Annotated in this window: 14 protein-coding genes; 10 read left to right on the top strand and 4 right to left on the bottom strand. The window is 62.4% G+C overall.

The window, feature by feature from the left end; translation table 11 throughout:
• Positions 1–74: 74 nt before the first annotated feature.
• On the bottom strand, positions 75–569 hold the full coding sequence (locus tag BWP39_RS06595) for a Fur family transcriptional regulator (RefSeq protein ID WP_096717970.1): 495 nt from the start codon (positions 567–569) through the stop codon (positions 75–77).
• A 288-nt stretch (positions 570–857) separates the two neighbouring features.
• On the opposite strand from BWP39_RS06595, the gene BWP39_RS06590 reads away from it, so the two are divergent.
• The 6 genes from BWP39_RS06590 to BWP39_RS06565 all read left to right on the top strand — a co-directional run bounded on the left by BWP39_RS06590 (position 858) and on the right by BWP39_RS06565 (position 6902).
• A complete protein-coding gene (locus tag BWP39_RS06590; RefSeq protein ID WP_096717968.1) occupies positions 858–1640 on the top strand; it encodes an L-iditol 2-dehydrogenase in 783 nt (260 codons plus the stop codon).
• A 62-nt stretch (positions 1641–1702) separates the two neighbouring features.
• Positions 1703–3025, top strand: coding sequence for an ABC transporter substrate-binding protein (locus BWP39_RS06585; RefSeq protein WP_096717966.1), 1323 nt, complete (start codon positions 1703–1705; stop codon positions 3023–3025).
• A 162-nt stretch (positions 3026–3187) separates the two neighbouring features.
• Positions 3188–4123 carry a carbohydrate ABC transporter permease gene (locus BWP39_RS06580; protein WP_096717964.1) on the top strand — a complete coding sequence of 312 codons (936 nt, stop codon included), beginning with the start codon at positions 3188–3190 and terminating at the stop codon, positions 4121–4123.
• Positions 4120–5007 (top strand): carbohydrate ABC transporter permease, encoded by an 888-nt coding sequence (locus tag BWP39_RS06575; RefSeq protein WP_096717962.1) that lies wholly within the window; start codon positions 4120–4122, stop codon positions 5005–5007. Before BWP39_RS06580 ends, BWP39_RS06575 begins: the two co-directional genes overlap by 4 nt.
• Before the next feature lie 11 nt (positions 5008–5018).
• Entirely contained in the window at positions 5019–5708 is a 690-nt protein-coding gene (locus BWP39_RS06570; protein ID WP_207556618.1) for an HAD family hydrolase, read from the top strand.
• 84 nt (positions 5709–5792) lie between these two features.
• Complete coding sequence (locus tag BWP39_RS06565; protein ID WP_096717958.1) at positions 5793–6902, top strand: ABC transporter ATP-binding protein; 1110 nt, start codon at positions 5793–5795, stop codon at positions 6900–6902.
• 111 nt (positions 6903–7013) lie between these two features.
• Here the strand turns inward: BWP39_RS06565 and BWP39_RS06560 are convergent, their stop codons facing one another.
• The 3 genes from BWP39_RS06560 to dalD all read right to left on the bottom strand — a co-directional run bounded on the left by BWP39_RS06560 (position 7014) and on the right by dalD (position 11107).
• Positions 7014–7961, bottom strand: coding sequence for a sugar-binding transcriptional regulator (locus BWP39_RS06560; RefSeq protein ID WP_096717956.1), 948 nt, complete (start codon positions 7959–7961; stop codon positions 7014–7016).
• Positions 7962–8072: 111 nt separating this feature from the next.
• Positions 8073–9554: a xylulokinase gene (gene xylB, locus BWP39_RS06555; protein ID WP_096717954.1), complete on the bottom strand. Its 1482-nt coding sequence runs from the start codon at positions 9552–9554 to the stop codon at positions 8073–8075.
• A 137-nt stretch (positions 9555–9691) separates the two neighbouring features.
• A complete protein-coding gene (dalD, locus tag BWP39_RS06550; RefSeq protein ID WP_096717952.1) occupies positions 9692–11107 on the bottom strand; it encodes a D-arabinitol 4-dehydrogenase in 1416 nt (471 codons plus the stop codon).
• A 556-nt stretch (positions 11108–11663) separates the two neighbouring features.
• On the opposite strand from dalD, the gene BWP39_RS06545 reads away from it, so the two are divergent.
• The 4 genes from BWP39_RS06545 to BWP39_RS06530 all read left to right on the top strand — a co-directional run bounded on the left by BWP39_RS06545 (position 11664) and on the right by BWP39_RS06530 (position 16418).
• Positions 11664–12695, top strand: a complete 1032-nt coding sequence (locus BWP39_RS06545; protein WP_096718617.1) for an AraC family transcriptional regulator — start codon at positions 11664–11666, stop codon at positions 12693–12695.
• A 183-nt stretch (positions 12696–12878) separates the two neighbouring features.
• Positions 12879–13841, top strand: coding sequence for a substrate-binding domain-containing protein (locus BWP39_RS06540; protein ID WP_407944772.1), 963 nt, complete (start codon positions 12879–12881; stop codon positions 13839–13841).
• A 56-nt stretch (positions 13842–13897) separates the two neighbouring features.
• Positions 13898–15424, top strand: a complete 1527-nt coding sequence (locus BWP39_RS06535; protein ID WP_096718615.1) for a sugar ABC transporter ATP-binding protein — start codon at positions 13898–13900, stop codon at positions 15422–15424.
• The gene (locus BWP39_RS06530; RefSeq protein ID WP_096718613.1) at positions 15411–16418 is read left to right on the top strand and encodes an ABC transporter permease; all 1008 of its coding nucleotides are present in this window, start codon (positions 15411–15413) and stop codon (positions 16416–16418) included. The genes BWP39_RS06535 and BWP39_RS06530 overlap by 14 nt, the downstream gene beginning before the upstream one ends.
• Positions 16419–16448 lie beyond the last annotated feature (30 nt).

Genomic DNA, 16448 nt, shown 5'->3' with positions numbered 1-16448 from the left:
TGCGAAAGGGTGAAGTAAGGGGTGCGATAGACGACGCCGCGGGCGATGTGCGAAAGCGCTACGAAGCGGCACGCTCATCGCCGCTGAGCCTCACGCGATGCATCCCCCGACGATCGCTGTGCCTGACAGGCCGCGCACAGGCCACTGAGCTCAACAACCTGGCGATGCACCTCGAAGCCGTTGGCCGGTGCGCTGTGCGACAGCTGTTCGGCGAGTTCGTGGCCGGGAATCTCGACGGTTTCGCCGCACGCCTCGCAGATCAGAAACTGGCCCTGATGCGGATGGTCGATCTCGCAGCAGGCAAAGAAGGCGTTCTTTGATTCGATCCGGTGGACGAAACCATGCGCGACGAGAAAGTCGAGCGCACGGTAAACCGTAGTGGGCGGCACGCGGCCGCGCTGCGGCGCGAGTGCGTCGAGCAGATCGTATGCGCCAACCGGCCGCTCGCTGGCGGCGACCAGCGCATAGACCTGGCGCCGCAGCGGAGTCAGCGCGAGACCGTGCCGGGCCGCCACGGCATCGGCCTTGGCGAGCTGGGCGGCGAGTCGGTCGGCGGAGGGGGCGGCCATGTCATGCATTCCAGAAGTCAGTCGAATCGACGTGGGACTCGAATGATATAACGTATCAATGATGAATGGCGATTGCCCGCGCAACCGTATTCGAAGCCACTTTTCTTCCCACCTGGTCACTGACGCGCTGCACCATCGAAATCTTGCAGCGCGTCTTGACACGATCCGACTCGTATCCGATCATTCGACCACATGTAGAGCAATTGTTCGCACGACGAGCGTTCGCTCACTTCTTCGCAGGGTGAATGAAGCTGAGCGAAAGCGAGCGGATGAAACTGGAGACAGGCGGTGGCGGCACGACTGCAAGACAAGGTGGCGATCCTGACCGGCGCGGCGAGCGGTATCGGCGAAGCGGTCGCGCAGCGCTATCTGGATGAAGGCGCGCGCTGCGTTCTGGTCGATCTGAAGCCGGCCGATGCGTTCGCACAGCGCTTGCAGGATGCTCATGGCGATCGCGTGCTGACACGTTCCGCCGACGTCACGCGTCGCGACGATATCGAGCGCATCGTCGCTGGTGCAATCAAGCAGTTTGGTCAGGTCGATATTCTGTTCAACAATGCGGCGCTGTTCGACATGCGGCCGCTACTCGACGAATCCTGGGACATCTTCGATACGCTGTTTGCCGTCAATGTGAAGGGCATGTTCTTCCTGATGCAGGCAGTGGCGCGGCAGATGGTCGAGCAGGGGCACGGCGGCAAGATCATCAACATGTCGTCGCAGGCTGGCCGGCGTGGCGAAGCGCTCGTCTCGCACTACTGCGCAACCAAGGCCGCAGTTCTCAGCTATACGCAATCGGCGGCGCTGGCACTGGCGCCGCACCGGATCAACGTCAACGGTATTGCGCCGGGTGTCGTCGATACGCCGATGTGGGATCAGGTCGATGCGCTGTTTGCGCGCTATGAAAACCGCCAGCCCGGTGAGAAGAAACGGCTGGTCGGTGAAGCGGTGCCGCTCGGTCGTATGGGCGTGCCCGACGACCTCACGGGTGCCGCACTGTTTCTCGCTTCCGCCGATGCCGACTACATCACCGCGCAGACCTTGAACGTCGACGGCGGCAACTGGATGAGCTGAATTTCCCCGCACCACACCACGCAGCAACGCAGCCAGTTACTAAACGATAAAGGAGACACGCAATGCAACGAACTCACCGATTTGCGCTCAAGGCGATCACCGCCGGCGCACTGGCGTGCGCGGCACTGGGCGCATCGGCCGCGACCGTGACGATCGCGATGTTGAACAACCCCGACATGATCGAGTTGAAGAAGCTTTCGCCTGCCTTCGAGAAAGCCAACCCCGACATCAAGCTGAACTGGGTGATTCTCGAAGAGAACGTGCTGCGTCAGCGCGCGACCACCGACATCACCACTAACAGCGGCCAGTTCGACGTCGTGATGATCGGCGCATACGAAACACCGCAGTGGGGCAAACGCGGCTGGCTGTCGCCGCTCACCGGCCTGCCCGCCGATTACGATCTGAACGACGTCGTGAAGACGGCGCGCGACGGTCTGTCGGTGAACGGTCAGTTGTACGGGCTGCCGTTCTACGTCGAAAGCTCGATGACGTACTACCGCAAGGATCTGTTCGCGGCGAAGGGCCTGAAGATGCCCGACCAGCCCACCTATGACCAGATCGCGCAGTTCGCCGACAAGCTCACCGACAAGGCCAATGGCACCTATGGCATCTGCCTGCGCGGCAAGGCCGGCTGGGGTGAAAACATGGCTTATGTGACGACGGTGGTGAACACGTTTGGCGGCCGCTGGTTCGACGAAAAATGGCAGGCCCAGCTCACGTCACCGGAATGGAAGAAAGCGGTCGGCTTCTACGTCGATCTGCTGAAGAAGAATGGCCCGCCCGGAGCAAGCTCGAATGGCTTCAACGAAAACCTGACGCTGATGTCGTCGGGCAAGTGCGCGATGTGGATCGATGCGACCGTGGCCGCGGGTATGCTGTACAACAAGCAGCAGTCGCAGGTCGCCGACAAGATCGGTTTTGCCGCTGCGCCGACGGCTGTCACGCCGAACGGTTCGCACTGGTTGTGGACGTGGGCGCTCGCGATTCCGAAGTCGTCGAAGGCACAGGACGCAGCGAAGAAGTTCATCACGTGGGCAACGTCGAAGCAGTACGTCGAGATGGTCGGCAAGGACGAAGGCTGGGCATCGGTGCCGTCGGGTACGCGTCTGTCCACCTACGCGCGCCCGGAATACAAGCAGGCTGCACCGTTCTCCGATTTCGTGCTGAAGGCAATCGAAACAGCGGATCCGGAGCATCCGACTGCAAAACCGGTTCCGTACACCGGCGTGCAGTTCGTCGGTATTCCGGAGTTCCAGTCGTTCGGCACGGTGGTTGGCCAGAGCATCGCTGGCGCGCTTGCTGGTCAGATGACGGTCGATCAGGCGCTCGAAGCAGGCAATGCCACGGCGAACCGCGCGGTACGCCAGGCTGGCTATCAGAAGTAACGCGGAAATAACCCGCAGTAACGCTGTCCCGCACGACCTCGCGGTAGCGTAAGTCCCCTGGCCGGCGCGAGCCAGCCAGGGTCTGGTCAGCGTCACGGCCAGGCAGCACAGCGAGCCGACGTCTGCCGCCGGCTCGCGCATTGCCAAAAGGTGGTCACGATCATGCGTCATCAACACCTTCCTCTCATGCAAGTCCGCCCCAAAACCGAACCGGAACGTAGCTCGCCGAAGGCATCTTCTGCCCGCTGGCTGGTCTCTCCATCCGTCGCCGCGCTGGTGCTGTGGATGGCGATTCCGCTCGCGATGACGATCTGGTATTCGTTCACGCGCTACAACCTGCTGAATCCCGACGAGAAAGGCTTTGCCGGTCTCGACAACTACCATTACCTCGCCACCGATCCCTCGTTCATTCCGTCGATCGTGCACACGCTCGAACTGATCGTCGCGGTGCTCGTCATCACGGTGGTGGGCGGCATCCTGATGTCGGTACTGTTCGATCGCAAGTTCTACGGTCAGGGCATCGCGCGGCTGCTGGCCATTGCGCCATTCTTCGTGATGCCGACGGTTAGCGCGCTGATCTGGAAGAACATGATCCTGCATCCGGTGTACGGCCTCGTCGCCGACGGCATGCGCGCGCTCGGACTGACGCCAATCGACTGGTTCGCGCAGTATCCGCTCACCGCCGTGATCATCATCGTTGCGTGGCAGTGGCTACCGTTCGCGTTCCTGATCCTGTTCACGGCGATTCAGTCGCTCGACCAGGAACAGAAGGAAGCGGCGCGCATCGACGGCGCGGGTCCGTTTGCGATGTTCTTCTTCATCACGCTGCCGCACCTGAAGCGCGCGATCGCCGTGGTCGTCATGATGGAAACGATTTTCCTGCTATCGATCTTCGCCGAGATCTACACGACAACGGGCGGGGGTCCGGGCACCGCGACGACCAACCTGTCGTACCTGATCTACTCGCTCGGGTTGCAGCAGTTCGACGTGGGCCTCGCATCCGCGGGCGGGATACTGGCTGTGGTGCTGGCAAATGTCGTGTCGTTCTTCCTCGTGCGCATGCTGTCGAAGAACCTGAAAGGGGAGTACGAAAAATGAGCCAGCTTGCCGCTACCCCTGCATCGAGCAAGGCGACCACGTCGACGCCATCAAAGCCGCGCTCCGCTTCACCGCTCGCTATCGTCCGGCGCAGCATCCCTGGCATCCTTGCGTGGCTGATCTCGCTGTTGCTGTTCTTCCCGATCTTCTGGATGACGATCACGGCGTTCAAGACCGAGCAGCAGGCGTACTCGTCGTCGCTGTTCTTCACCCCGACGCTGGATAGCTTCCGCGAGGTGTTTGCACGCAGCAACTACTTCTCGTTCGCGTGGAATTCCGTGCTGATCTCGGTCGGCGTCACGCTGCTCTGTCTGATTCTGGCTGTGCCGGCCGCGTATGCGATGGCGTTCTTTCCGACCCGCCGCACGCAAAAGGTCCTGCTGTGGATGCTGTCCACGAAGATGATGCCGTCGGTCGGCGTGCTGGTGCCGATCTATCTGCTGTGGAAGAACGCCGGCCTGCTCGATACGGTGTGGGGCCTCGTGATCGTCTACACGCTGATCAATCTGCCGATCGCAGTCTGGATGGCCTTCACGTACTTCAACGAAATTCCGAAGGACATTCTTGAAGCCGGTCGTATCGACGGCGCCGCGACTTGGCAGGAAATCATCTACCTGCTGATGCCGATGGCACTGCCCGGTCTCGCATCGACGGGACTGCTGCTCGTCATCCTGTCGTGGAACGAAGCGTTCTGGAGCATCAACCTGTCGAGTTCGAACGCGGCACCGCTCACGGTCTTCATCGCCTCGTATTCGAGCCCTGAGGGATTGTTCTGGGCGAAGCTATCGGCGGCATCGCTGCTGGCGGTCGCACCGATCCTGATCGTCGGCTGGTTGTCGCAGAAGCAACTGGTGCGCGGTCTCACATTCGGGGCGGTCAAATAATGAGCCATGTCGTGACAGCGTCGAGCCTCGCCCTGATCTGCGATTGCGACGGCGTGCTGGTCGACAGCGAAGCGGTTGCTGCGGCGATGCTGGTGCGCGAACTCGAAGCGCGCTGGCCCGATGCGGACGTCGAACCGGTGCTGCTGCCGATGCTCGGCTTGCGCATCGAACGCGTACTCGAAGGCACGGCGACGCAGCTCAACAAGACGCTTGCCGCCGCCGATGTAGAAGCGATTCGCCGCGCGGTGGAAGCGGCGGCGATGCAGGCCCCGATGGTGACAGGCATCGAAGAAGCGCTGTCGCAGATCGAACTGACGAAAGCCTGCGCGAGCAACAGCTACCGGTCGTATGTGGAGAACGTGTTGACGCGCACCGGTCTCGCGCGATTTTTCGGCGAGCGCGTGTTCTGCGCCGATACGGTGGAGAAGCCGAAGCCCGCCCCCGACGTTTATCTCGCGGCGGCACGCGGCCTCGGCACGACACCGGAGAACTGTCTCGCAGTCGAAGACAGCGTCACGGGCACTACGGCGGCGAGCGCAGCAGGTATGACGGTACTTGGATTTATCGGCGGTGGGCACGCGAGTGCGGCGCAGATCGACGCGCTGCGTGCCGCGGGCGCGCAACACGTATTCGACGACATGCAGCTCTTGCCCGCACTCGCGGCGAGCTGGGTGCAACGCATGACCGTCGGTTCTCATTGAAATGGATAGCACTGGCAACACAGTTCTACATGCGACCCAAGTAAGCGCTCAAGCGCTCACTCAGGTCGACAACGGAGACACATCATGGCAAGCCTGACTCTGCGCGGTATCAGCAAGCGCTACGACGACAACGAAGTGATGCGCGACATCAATCTCGACATCGCGGACGGTGAGTTCGTCGTCTTCGTCGGTCCGAGCGGTTGCGGAAAATCGACGCTGATGCGGATGATCGCCGGCCTCGAAGATATCAGCGGCGGCGACCTGAACATCGATGGAACGCGCATGAACGACGTGCCGCCTGCGAAGCGCGGCATCGCGATGGTGTTCCAGTCGTATGCGCTCTATCCGCACATGACGCTGTACGACAACATGGCGTTCGGCCTGAAGCTCGCGGGTACGAAGAAGCCCGAGATCGACGCCGCTGTACGTAATGCCGCGAAGATCCTGCATATCGACCATCTGCTCGACCGCAAGCCGAAGCAGCTGTCGGGCGGGCAGCGTCAGCGCGTGGCGATTGGCCGCGCGATCACGCGCAAGCCGAAGGTGTTCCTGTTCGACGAGCCGCTGTCGAATCTCGATGCGGCGCTGCGTGTGAAGATGCGTCTCGAGTTCGCGCGTCTGCATGACGAGCTGAAGACGACGATGATCTACGTGACGCACGATCAGGTCGAAGCGATGACGCTGGCCGACAAGATCGTGGTGCTGTCGGCGGGGAATGTCGAGCAGGTCGGCAGCCCGACGCGTCTTTATCACGCACCGGCTAACCGCTTTGTCGCGGGTTTTATCGGTTCGCCGAAGATGAACTTCATGGAAGGCGTCGTGCAGTCGGTGTCGCATGACGGCGTTGTGGTGCGCTACGAAACCGGCGAGACGCAGCGTGTCGCGGTCGTGCCGGGCAACGCGAAAGAAGGTGACAAGGTGACGGTCGGTATCCGGCCCGAGCATCTGCATGTCGGTGAAGCGGAATACGGCGTGTCGGCGCGCACGATGGCGATCGAATCGCTCGGTGATGCGGCTTACCTGTACTCGGAATGTGGTGTGGCGCCGGACGGCCTGATTGCACGGATTCCGCCGCTCGACCGGCACACGAGGGGCGAGATGCAGAAGCTCGGTGCTACGCCTCAGCATTGCCATCTATTCGACAGCACGGGCATTGCGTTCGAACGGAAGATCGTCGAGGTGCTCGCGGCCTGAGCGACCGAGGCGTGTAACTTAACGAGGAGCGCCGCACGCAGAGCAACCCTGCGTGCGGCGCTCCTCGTTTACGGCACCGGTATTACCGCATCGTCACCGTCACTGTCGCAGTCATGCCTCAAGCGCAGCGCGTGCACATAGTTCATCGGTGACGAGCCCCGACAACCAGCCACCCTTCAACGCGGCAATCACCGCATGCCGTTTGCGCGTGCCGCCAGCGATGCCGATCGTCGGGCGTTTCGGCGGCGAATCCAGCCGGATGCTAGTCACGCGCCGGCCGGTCGGCGACTGGATCCGCGCACCGTTGGCATCGATCGGCAGGCCGAGCATTTCAGCGATCGCACCGAGCCGCATCAGTTCGCGCACCTCGTCGACCGTCAGAAAGCCGTCTTCGTAGAGCGGGCAGTTCGGTCCGATGTCGCCGATGCCGACGAACGCCACATCCGCTTCCCCCGACAGCGATTGCACGATCCGGTAGAGCCGGTGGTTGCACCACTGCGCGCGTTCGGCTTCGTTGTCGGCGATCAACGGTGCGGGCAGCAGAAAATGCTTGCCACCGGTTTTCTCGGAGATGTGCAGCGCGACGTCATAGCGGTTCGACGAACCGTCCTGTGCGATCGCGCCGACCATCGATACGAGCCGGTGCTGTGGGCGTTCCAGCTGCGCGATCTGATCGACGGCGGCTTTCAGGGTACGGCCGCTGCTCAGGGCGATGACCATCGGCCGCTCTTCGGTGAGGTAGCGCTCCATCACCTGCGCGCCGGCTACCGCGAGCTTGCGATCGACTTCCTCGTGGGTGTCACCGTCGATTGGCACGATCTCGCACATCGCGAGCCCGTAGCGTTTTGACAACTGGTCTGCGAGCGTGAGGCAGTCGGCGATCTGGTGATCGACGCGAACGCGGATCAGGTTCTTCTCGACGGCGAACGCGACGAGTCGTTGTGCAACGGGACGCGACACCTGGAGCTTTTCGGCAATCTCGTTCTGCGTGTTGCCGGCGACGTAATAGAGCCACGCCGCGCGGGTTGCAAGATCGAGTTTTTCGCTGGACTTGGGCACGATGGATTCCGTCTGTCTTGCGCGTGCTGTGCGCCTGGGATGGCAGCCGGTATGCTTCGTGCCGGCTGTGCGTGTCGCAATGCGGGGCCATGGTTGACCCGCGGGAAACCGCTACGCGAGCCGTTCGCGTGATGGGTCGAACAGTGGCCTCACATGCCGGTACAGCGCCCGGAAGCCGTCGAGCCGCTCACGCAGCGTCGCATGCCGTTGCATGTCGGGCGTGAACTCGCTTTCGACCGGTGGCTTGGTCAGCACTTCGGCGGGGTTACCACCCGCTGCGAGCCAGCCGAGCCGTGCTGCCCCGAGCGCCGCGCCGGTTTCGCCACCGCCGTGCTTGCGGGTATGCGTGCCGAGCGCATCGGCGAGAAGCTGCGCCCAGTAATCGCTGCGCGCGCCGCCGCCGAGCAGCGATAGCGCGCTCACCTCGGTGCCCGCTGCGCGCAGGGCATCGAGGCCGTCGGTCAGTGCGAGCGTCACGCCTTCGATGGCTGCGTAGCCGAGCAGCGCGCGATCAGTTGCGTGGGTCATGCCGAAGAACACGCCTTGCGCGTACGGGTCGTTATGCGGTGTGCGTTCGCCTGACAGGTACGGCAGGAACAGCGGGGCGGTGGTCAGCGCGTCCGGTGCGAGCGCCGCGATTTCGCCGAGCAGCGTGGGTTCGTCGGTGGAGGTGAGCTTGCAGACCCAGCGCAGGCAACTCGCTGCCGACAGCACGACGCTCATCTGTTGCCAGCGATCCGGAATGGCGTGGCAGTAGGCGTGCACCGCAGAGGCCGGATTGGGCAGGAACCGGTCGCCGACCACGCACAGCACGCCTGATGTGCCGAGCGAGACAAAACCATCGCCGGGCTGTGTGGCGCCGATGCCAACCGCGCTCGTCGCGTTATCGCCGCCACCGGCTGCGACCACGACGCCTGCGGGCAGACCCAGTTCGCGTGCGAGTTCTGCGCGCAGCGTGCCCGACGGTGCGCTGCCTTCGGCAAGCGCCGGCATCTGCGAGCGCCGCATGTCGCAGGCCGCGAGCAGCTCGTCGGACCAGTCGCGCTTCGCGACATCGAGCCACATGGTGCCCGCGGCATCGGATGGATCGGACACCTTGCCACCCGTCAGCATCAACCGCAGGTAGTCCTTCGGCAGCAACACGCAGGTCGTGCGCCGGAAGATCTCCGGTTCGTGCCGTGCGACCCACAGCAGCTTCGGTGCGGTGAAGCCAGGCATCGCGAGATTGCCGGCGATGCGATGCAGGTCCGGTGCGCGCTCGGTGAGCTGTGCGCATTCGTCGACGCTGCGCATGTCGTTCCACAGGATGGCCGGGCGCAATACGCGGTCTTCTGCATCGAGCAGCACGGCGCCGTGCATCTGGCCGGACAGGCCGATGCCAAGCACCTGGGCGAACTCGTCGGGATAGCGCTGGCGCAACGCGGACAGCGCAGTGCGCGTGCCGCTCCACCAGTCGGTGGGATTCTGTTCGGACCAGCGCTGGTGTGGCCGTGAGACCGTGAACGGAGAACCGGCGGTGCCGATCACCTTGCCGTCGGACGCGAGCAGCAGAACTTTTACTTCGGACGTGCCGAGGTCGATGCCGAGATACATGGGCGCGGAAGGATCATCGTTGGGGACGCACTACTTTAGCCGCACCTGGCCCATGGCGCTATCGGCATGAGACCTGGATTTGCCGCAACGCATGCGTGCGGCGAGCGGGTTATGCGAATCGTGCAGGTCGGTGCAGCTCAGATATGCGTACCGCGTGCCGCGATCCATGCATCGACGCGCACGAGTGCTGCACGCACGGCGGCTTCCAGCGCGGCACTTCCAGCCATGCTGCCCCACAGCAGACGGTCCGCGCAAAACGCGTGCAGCGGGTCGTCGCTGGCGAAGAAACTGCGTGCGACGCGTTCGTCCATCACGCCATCCTGATACGCATAAGGCAGCACGCCGCGCTGCCAGCGATCGAGAAAGCGGAAGAACAACGCCGGCAGCACGGCCGTCGCGGCCGGCACGGCGCCGCGCGCGAAGCATTCGGCGAGCGTCGGTGCGATGAAGCCGGGGATCTTCGAGAAGCCATCGGCGGCGACGCGCTGGTTGGTGTCCTGAATATAGGGGTTGCTGAAACGATCGAGCACCACGTCGCGGTAGCGCGCGAGGTCGAGCGGGCTCGGCGTGAGGCACGGAATCACGTCCTGCGTGACGTAGTCGTAAGCAAACTGACGGATATCCGCATCGAGTGTGCCTTCGTGAATGTAGTTGAGCCCGACGAGCGTACCCGCCCACGCGATGCAGCTATGGGTCGCGTTGAGAATGCGAATCTTTGCTTCCTCGTAAGGCAGCACCGACTCGACGAGCTCGGCACCGACCCGCTCCCATGCAGGGCGGCCCGCACAGAAGCGATCTTCAATCACCCACTGGATAAACGATTCACCCATCACCGGGCAGGCGTCGTCGAAACCGGTTGCGGCGCGTACGCGTTCGCGTACGTCGTCGGTGGGGCGGGGCGTGATGCGATCGACCATCGAGTTCGGGCTGGTGGTGTGCGCATCGAACCATTGCCGCAACGCAGTCGCACCGCGTCGTTCGAGAAACTCGCTCATGCCCGCATGAAAACGCTCGCCGTTGCTGCGCAGGTTGTCGCTGCTCTGCAGTGTGACCGGGCCCGCGTTGCGCTGCATCCGTGCTTCGAGAATCGCGGCAAGCGCACCGTAGATCGTCGTGCGTGCGCCGGCGAGATCCGCGGCGAGATCGGGGTTCGCCGTATCGAGCCGATGGTGCTCGTCGAGGTAATAGCCGCCTTCGGTCACGGTGAACGACACGATCTTGCAGGCGGGGTCCGAGCCGGCTTCAACCAGCGCATCGAGATTCGCGGACCACGGCAGCACACGCTCGATCGAACGGATCGTTTCGTAGGCGCGCTCGCCATGCGGCGTGACGGTTTCGAGCGTGTAGACGCCGTGCTGTGCTGCCAGGGCGTCGAGTGCCGCGCGCATGTCGTCGCGGATGTTGCCCACCGACAGCGACCAGTGCGGCTCGCCATCCTGCCGGGCGGCATTCAGTCGATGAAGGTACCAGGCCTGATGGGCGCGGTGAAACGATCCCACGCCGATATGCAGGATCACGTTTGCGGTCGCGCCGCTGCCTTGCACGCTGTTCATGTGCGTCTCCTGAGAGTCTTGTCTTGGGCGCACAGCCTTCGCGTGCGCTTTTAATGGGGTGTGTGAGGCCGGTGCGAAAGTCGACGTGGAATGTTGAGCATTTGCTCCGTATATGAACGAATGATCGTATTCGCGCTATTGAAAGTCAAGATGGGACGTGCTGGTTTCGTTGGCGCAGTGCGGCGTGACGGGCCTTCTGGCTCGATTGACCTGAATCGTCTTGCCACTGGTCGGTGCAGCGCGTCACGGCTGCTGCGTTGCACAAAATTTGACGCTTACAAGGCCAGGATTAACCCGAATGCAAAAAAGTATTGGTCTGGAGCGTCATTTTCAGTGGTGCCAAACGCGTCCGGCGTCTAACTTTCGCTATACAGGCTGGAAACGGACGACGTGCAGTGCGCCGGTGCAACACCTCACCCGGCATACGCTGTCAGCGTCGCTTCATGGAGGAAGACGAGATGAGTCATTCGATTGCAATGCCGACCGTGCATCCGGCTATGGGCACACTGGTGTGCCAGCGTCGCGCACGCGCAGTCTGTGCGCAGCGGTGCGTCGCATGAAAAGCGCCCGTCGCCCTGAGGGCAGCACGCAGCCCGATCTCGAACTCGTCGCCGTGCGCCGCGATGAATCGTTCAAGGTGTGGTCCCATGGTTATCCGTACCGCACCGTGCGCTGGCACTTCCATCCGGAATTCGAAATCCATCTGATCGTCGCGACGTCCGGCAAGATCTTCGTCGGCGACCATATTGGCAGCTTCGTGCCAGGCAATCTCGTGCTGATGGGCCCGAACCTGCCGCACAACTGGGTGAGCGACGTGCCGCCCGGCGAAACCATTGCGCAACGCAACCTCGTTGTGCAGTTCGGTCAGGACTTCGTCACGCACTGCGGCGAGAGTTTTCCGGAGTGGCGTTCGCTCAAGACGCTCCTCGCGGATGCGCGGCGCGGCATCTCGTTTGGTCCGCAGACCAGCGCCTTGATCCAGCCGCTCTTCATGGAACTGCTCGAGGCTCGCGGGCTGCGCCGCATTGTGTTGTTCATGTCGATGCTCGAGTGCCTGCTCGACGCATCCGATCGCGAACTGCTCGCAAGTCCCGCCTATCAGGTCGACCCATCGAGCTTCGCCTCGACGCGCATCAATCATGCGCTGTCGTACATCGGCAAGAATCTGTCGGGTGAGTTGCGCGAGGGCGATCTTGCGCAGCTTGCCGGCCAGAGTGTCAGTGCTTTTTCGCGTTACTTCCGCCGTCACACCGGGTTGCCATTCGTGCAGTACGTGAACCGGATGCGCATCAATCTCGCGTGCCAGTTGTTGATGGATTACGAACTGAGCATCACCGATATCTGCTTCAAGGCAGGCTTTAACAATCTGTCGAATTTCAACCGGCAGTTCCTCGCCGCGAAGGGGATGGCACCATCGCAGTTCCGCCGCTATCAGCAACTGAACGACGCAAGCCGGGTTGCTTCGGAAGATGCGGCCGCGCGTGGTGCGGGTATCGACGGTGCGCCGTCGATCGTGTCGGCCACTGCGCCGGCAGGGCACTCGCCGGGCCGCGCACTCGTTGCACCGTCGGCCTGGCCGCCAACCTGATCGGGTGCGTACTCGTTGGTCCGATCGGCGGCTGACGGGAACGCATCGCAAACCTCCCGCGCATTACGCGCATCGCTACGTGTTTCAAAGCTCATCGTGCTGCCATCAGCGCGAGGGACGTGCTCACGCTCAGTGTTCACCTCGGTGTCCACCTCAGTGCTCACATCAATAATGGAGACAACCATGACGCAGACCACCTCGACGTTCGCCCCGCGGAAAACGCGGCTCGCGCAAGTGCGCACGGCGCTCGCCCTTGCCGCATCCGCATTCGTCCTGTCGCTCGCCGCGATGCCCGCAGCGCAGGCTGCGCCGCTGAAAATCGGCATGACTTTCCAGGAACTGAACAACCCGTACTTCGTGACGATGCAGCAGGCGCTGAACGAAGCCGCGGCGACGATCGGCGCAACGGTGGTCATCACCGATGCGCATCACGACGTGAGCAAACAGGTGAGCGACGTCGAGGACATGCTGCAGAAGAAGATCGACATCCTGCTCGTCAATCCCACCGATTCGACTGGCATCCAGTCGGCGGTGACGGCGGCGAAGAAAGCGGGCGTCGTGGTCGTCGCCGTCGATGCAAACGCAAACGGACCGGTCGATTCGTTCGTCGGTTCGAAGAATTTCGATGCGGGGCAGATGTCGTGCGAGTACCTCGCGAAGGCGATCGGCAGCAGCGGAGAAGTCGCGATTCTCGATGGCATTCCGGTTGTGCCGATTCTCGAACGCGTACGCGGCTGCAAGGCGGCGCTCGCGAAATTTCCCAACGTGAAGATCGTCGATACGCAGAACGGCAAGCAGGAGCGTGCGACCGCGCTGACTGTCACCGAGAACATGATCCAGGCGCATCCGAACCTGAAGGGTGTATTCAGCGTGAACGATGGCGGCTCGATGGGCGCGTTGTCCGCGATTGAATCGTCGGGCAAAGACATCAAGTTGACGAGCGTCGATGGCGCACCGGAAGCGATCACCGCAATCCAGAAGCCGAATTCGAAATTTATCGAAACGTCAGCACAGTTTCCGCGCGACCAGGTACGCATCGCTATCGGTATCGCGCTCGCCAAGAAGTGGGGCGCCAATGTGCCGAAGGCAATTCCGGTCGACGTGAAACTGATCGACAAGGACAACGCGAAGGGCTTTAGCTGGTGATGGACACGCCGCGCGCAACCGGTGTCGTGCGCGGCAATGAAGGACAGGGAGTGCAGATGGATACGGATACGGTTCTGAGACTCGAACACATCACGAAGGGCTTTCCTGGCGTGAAAGCGCTGCAGGATATTCATCTCGAGATCGCACGCGGCGAGATTCACGCGCTGCTCGGCGAAAACGGCGCAGGCAAGTCGACGCTGATGAAGATCCTGTGCGGCATCTACGCACCGGACGAAGGTGCCATCGTGATCCACGGCGAGCCGCGCCGTTTCGCGAACTATCACGAAGCAGTCGCGGCTGGCGTCGGCATCGTGTTTCAGGAATTCAGCCTGATTCCGTATCTGAACGCCGTGGAGAACATGTTTCTCGGCCGCGAGCGGCGCAACCGGTTGGGATTGCTCGAGCGCGCGGCGATGCGTCGCTCCGCGGCTGCGATCTTCGCACGGCTCGGCGTTGCGATCGACCTGGCGGTGCCGATCCGTGAACTATCGGTTGCCCAGCAACAGTTCGTCGAGATCGGCAAGGCGCTGTCGCTCGACGCACGCATTCTGATTCTTGACGAACCGACCGCGACGCTCACGCCGGCCGAAGCGGAACATCTGTTCGCGATCATGCGCGAACTGAAACAGCAAGGCGTCGCGATGATTTTCATCTCGCATCACCTTGAAGAAATCTTCGAGGTCTGCGATCGCATCACCGTGCTGCGCGACGGCCAGTATGTCGGCACGACCGATGTCGCCGATACCGATGTCGGGCGTCTGGTGGAGATGATGGTTGGACGGCGCATCGAAAGCAGCTTTCCACCGAAGCCTGTGCTGCACGCCGACACGCCAGCGGTGCTCGAGGTGAACGCGTTGCAGTTGCACAAAGACGGCCCGGTGAATCGCTTCACATTGCGCGAAGGCGAGATTCTCGGTTTCGCGGGGCTGGTGGGATCGGGTCGGACCGAGACGGCGCTCGCCGTGATCGGCGCGGACAGGGCCCACGTGAAGGATGTTCGTATTCGCGGTGTCGCCGCGAAACTGTCGGACCCCGCCGACGCGTTGCGCGCAGGTGTCGGCATGCTGCCCGAGAGTCGCAAGACCGAAGGGCTGATCATCGATTTCTCGATCAGGCAAAACATCTCGATCAACAACTTCGGCAAGTATCGCGCGGCGCGTTTCTTTATCGACGGACGCCACGAGATGCGCGCCACCGCCGACATCATGAAGCGCGTCGGCGTCAAAGCCCCGACGATGCATACCCAGGTAGAGACGCTTTCCGGCGGTAACCAGCAGAAGGTGGTGATCGCCCGCTGGCTCAACCATCACACGAACATCCTGATCTTCGATGAACCGACGCGCGGCATCGACGTCGGCGCGAAAGCGGAGATCTACCTGCTGATGCGCGAACTCGCCGGTCGCGGCTACTCGATCATCATGATTTCGTCGGAACTGCCGGAGATCGTCGGCATGTGCGATCGCGTCGCCGTGTTTCGCCAGGGGCGCATCGAGGCGATGCTCGAAGGCGATGCAATCGATTCGAACGCGGTGATGACTTACGCGACTGCTGGAACCCGTGGAGCAACACATGAACACGCCTAATCCCTCTTCTTCTCCCGAGACCACCAATGCATCGCCAGTGCTTGAGAGCGCATCGCTCAGATCGAACTGGGCCGCGCTGAAACGCTCGACGCTGTTCTATCCGCTCATCGGTCTCATCGTCGTGTGCATCGCGATGGTGTTCGCGAGCGACAGTTTCCTGTCGACGGCGAATCTCGAGAACGTGCTGCGCCAGGTGTCGATCAACGCGATCATCGCGGTCGGCATGACGTGCGTGATTCTGACGGGCGGTATCGACCTGTCGGTTGGCTCGGTGATGGCGCTGTCCGGCACGCTCGCCGCGGGCCTGATGGTGGCCGGCATGAACGCGGTGGCCGCGCTCGCAGTCGGTATCGCAGTTGGCCTTGGCTTCGGCGTCGCGAACGGTTTCTTCGTCGCCTTCGCCGGCATGCCGCCGATCATCGTCACACTCGCGACGATGGGTATCGCACGCGGTCTCGCACTGATCTACACGGGCGGTTATCCGATCGACGGACTGCCCGACTGGATCAGCTTCTTCGGCAACGGCAAGGTATTCGGTATCCAGGCGCCGGTGCTGATCATGCTCGTCATCTACGCACTCGCATGGCTGCTGCTCGAACGGATGCCATTCGGGCGCTATGTCTATGCGATCGGCGGCAACGAACAGGCGACCCGGCTCTCCGGCGTGCGCGTTGCGCGCGTGAAGATACTCGTCTACTCGATTGCCGGTCTCACATCGGCGTTCGCTGCGATCGTGCTGACAGGACGCCTGATGAGCGGCCAGCCGAATGCCGGTGTCGGCTTCGAACTCGACGCGATCGCAGCCGTCGTGATGGGCGGCACATCGATCTCCGGTGGCCGCGGTTCGATCATCGGCACGTTAGTCGGCGCACTGCTACTCGGCGTGTTGAACAACGGGCTGAACATGATCGGCGTGAACCCATATGTGCAGAACGTGATCAAGGGCGGAATCATCCTGCTCGCGATCTACATCAGCCGTGATCGCAGGAAGTGACCGTTTCTTTTCCCCTCTCTTGAAGTAAGG

Origin of the sequence: Paraburkholderia acidicola (assembly GCF_002362315.1) — a bacterium.
Taxonomy (GTDB): domain Bacteria; phylum Pseudomonadota; class Gammaproteobacteria; order Burkholderiales; family Burkholderiaceae; genus Paraburkholderia; species Paraburkholderia acidicola.
The sequence above is the reverse complement of the archived record's forward strand: the minus strand, read 5'-3'. Positions and strand labels throughout refer to the sequence as shown.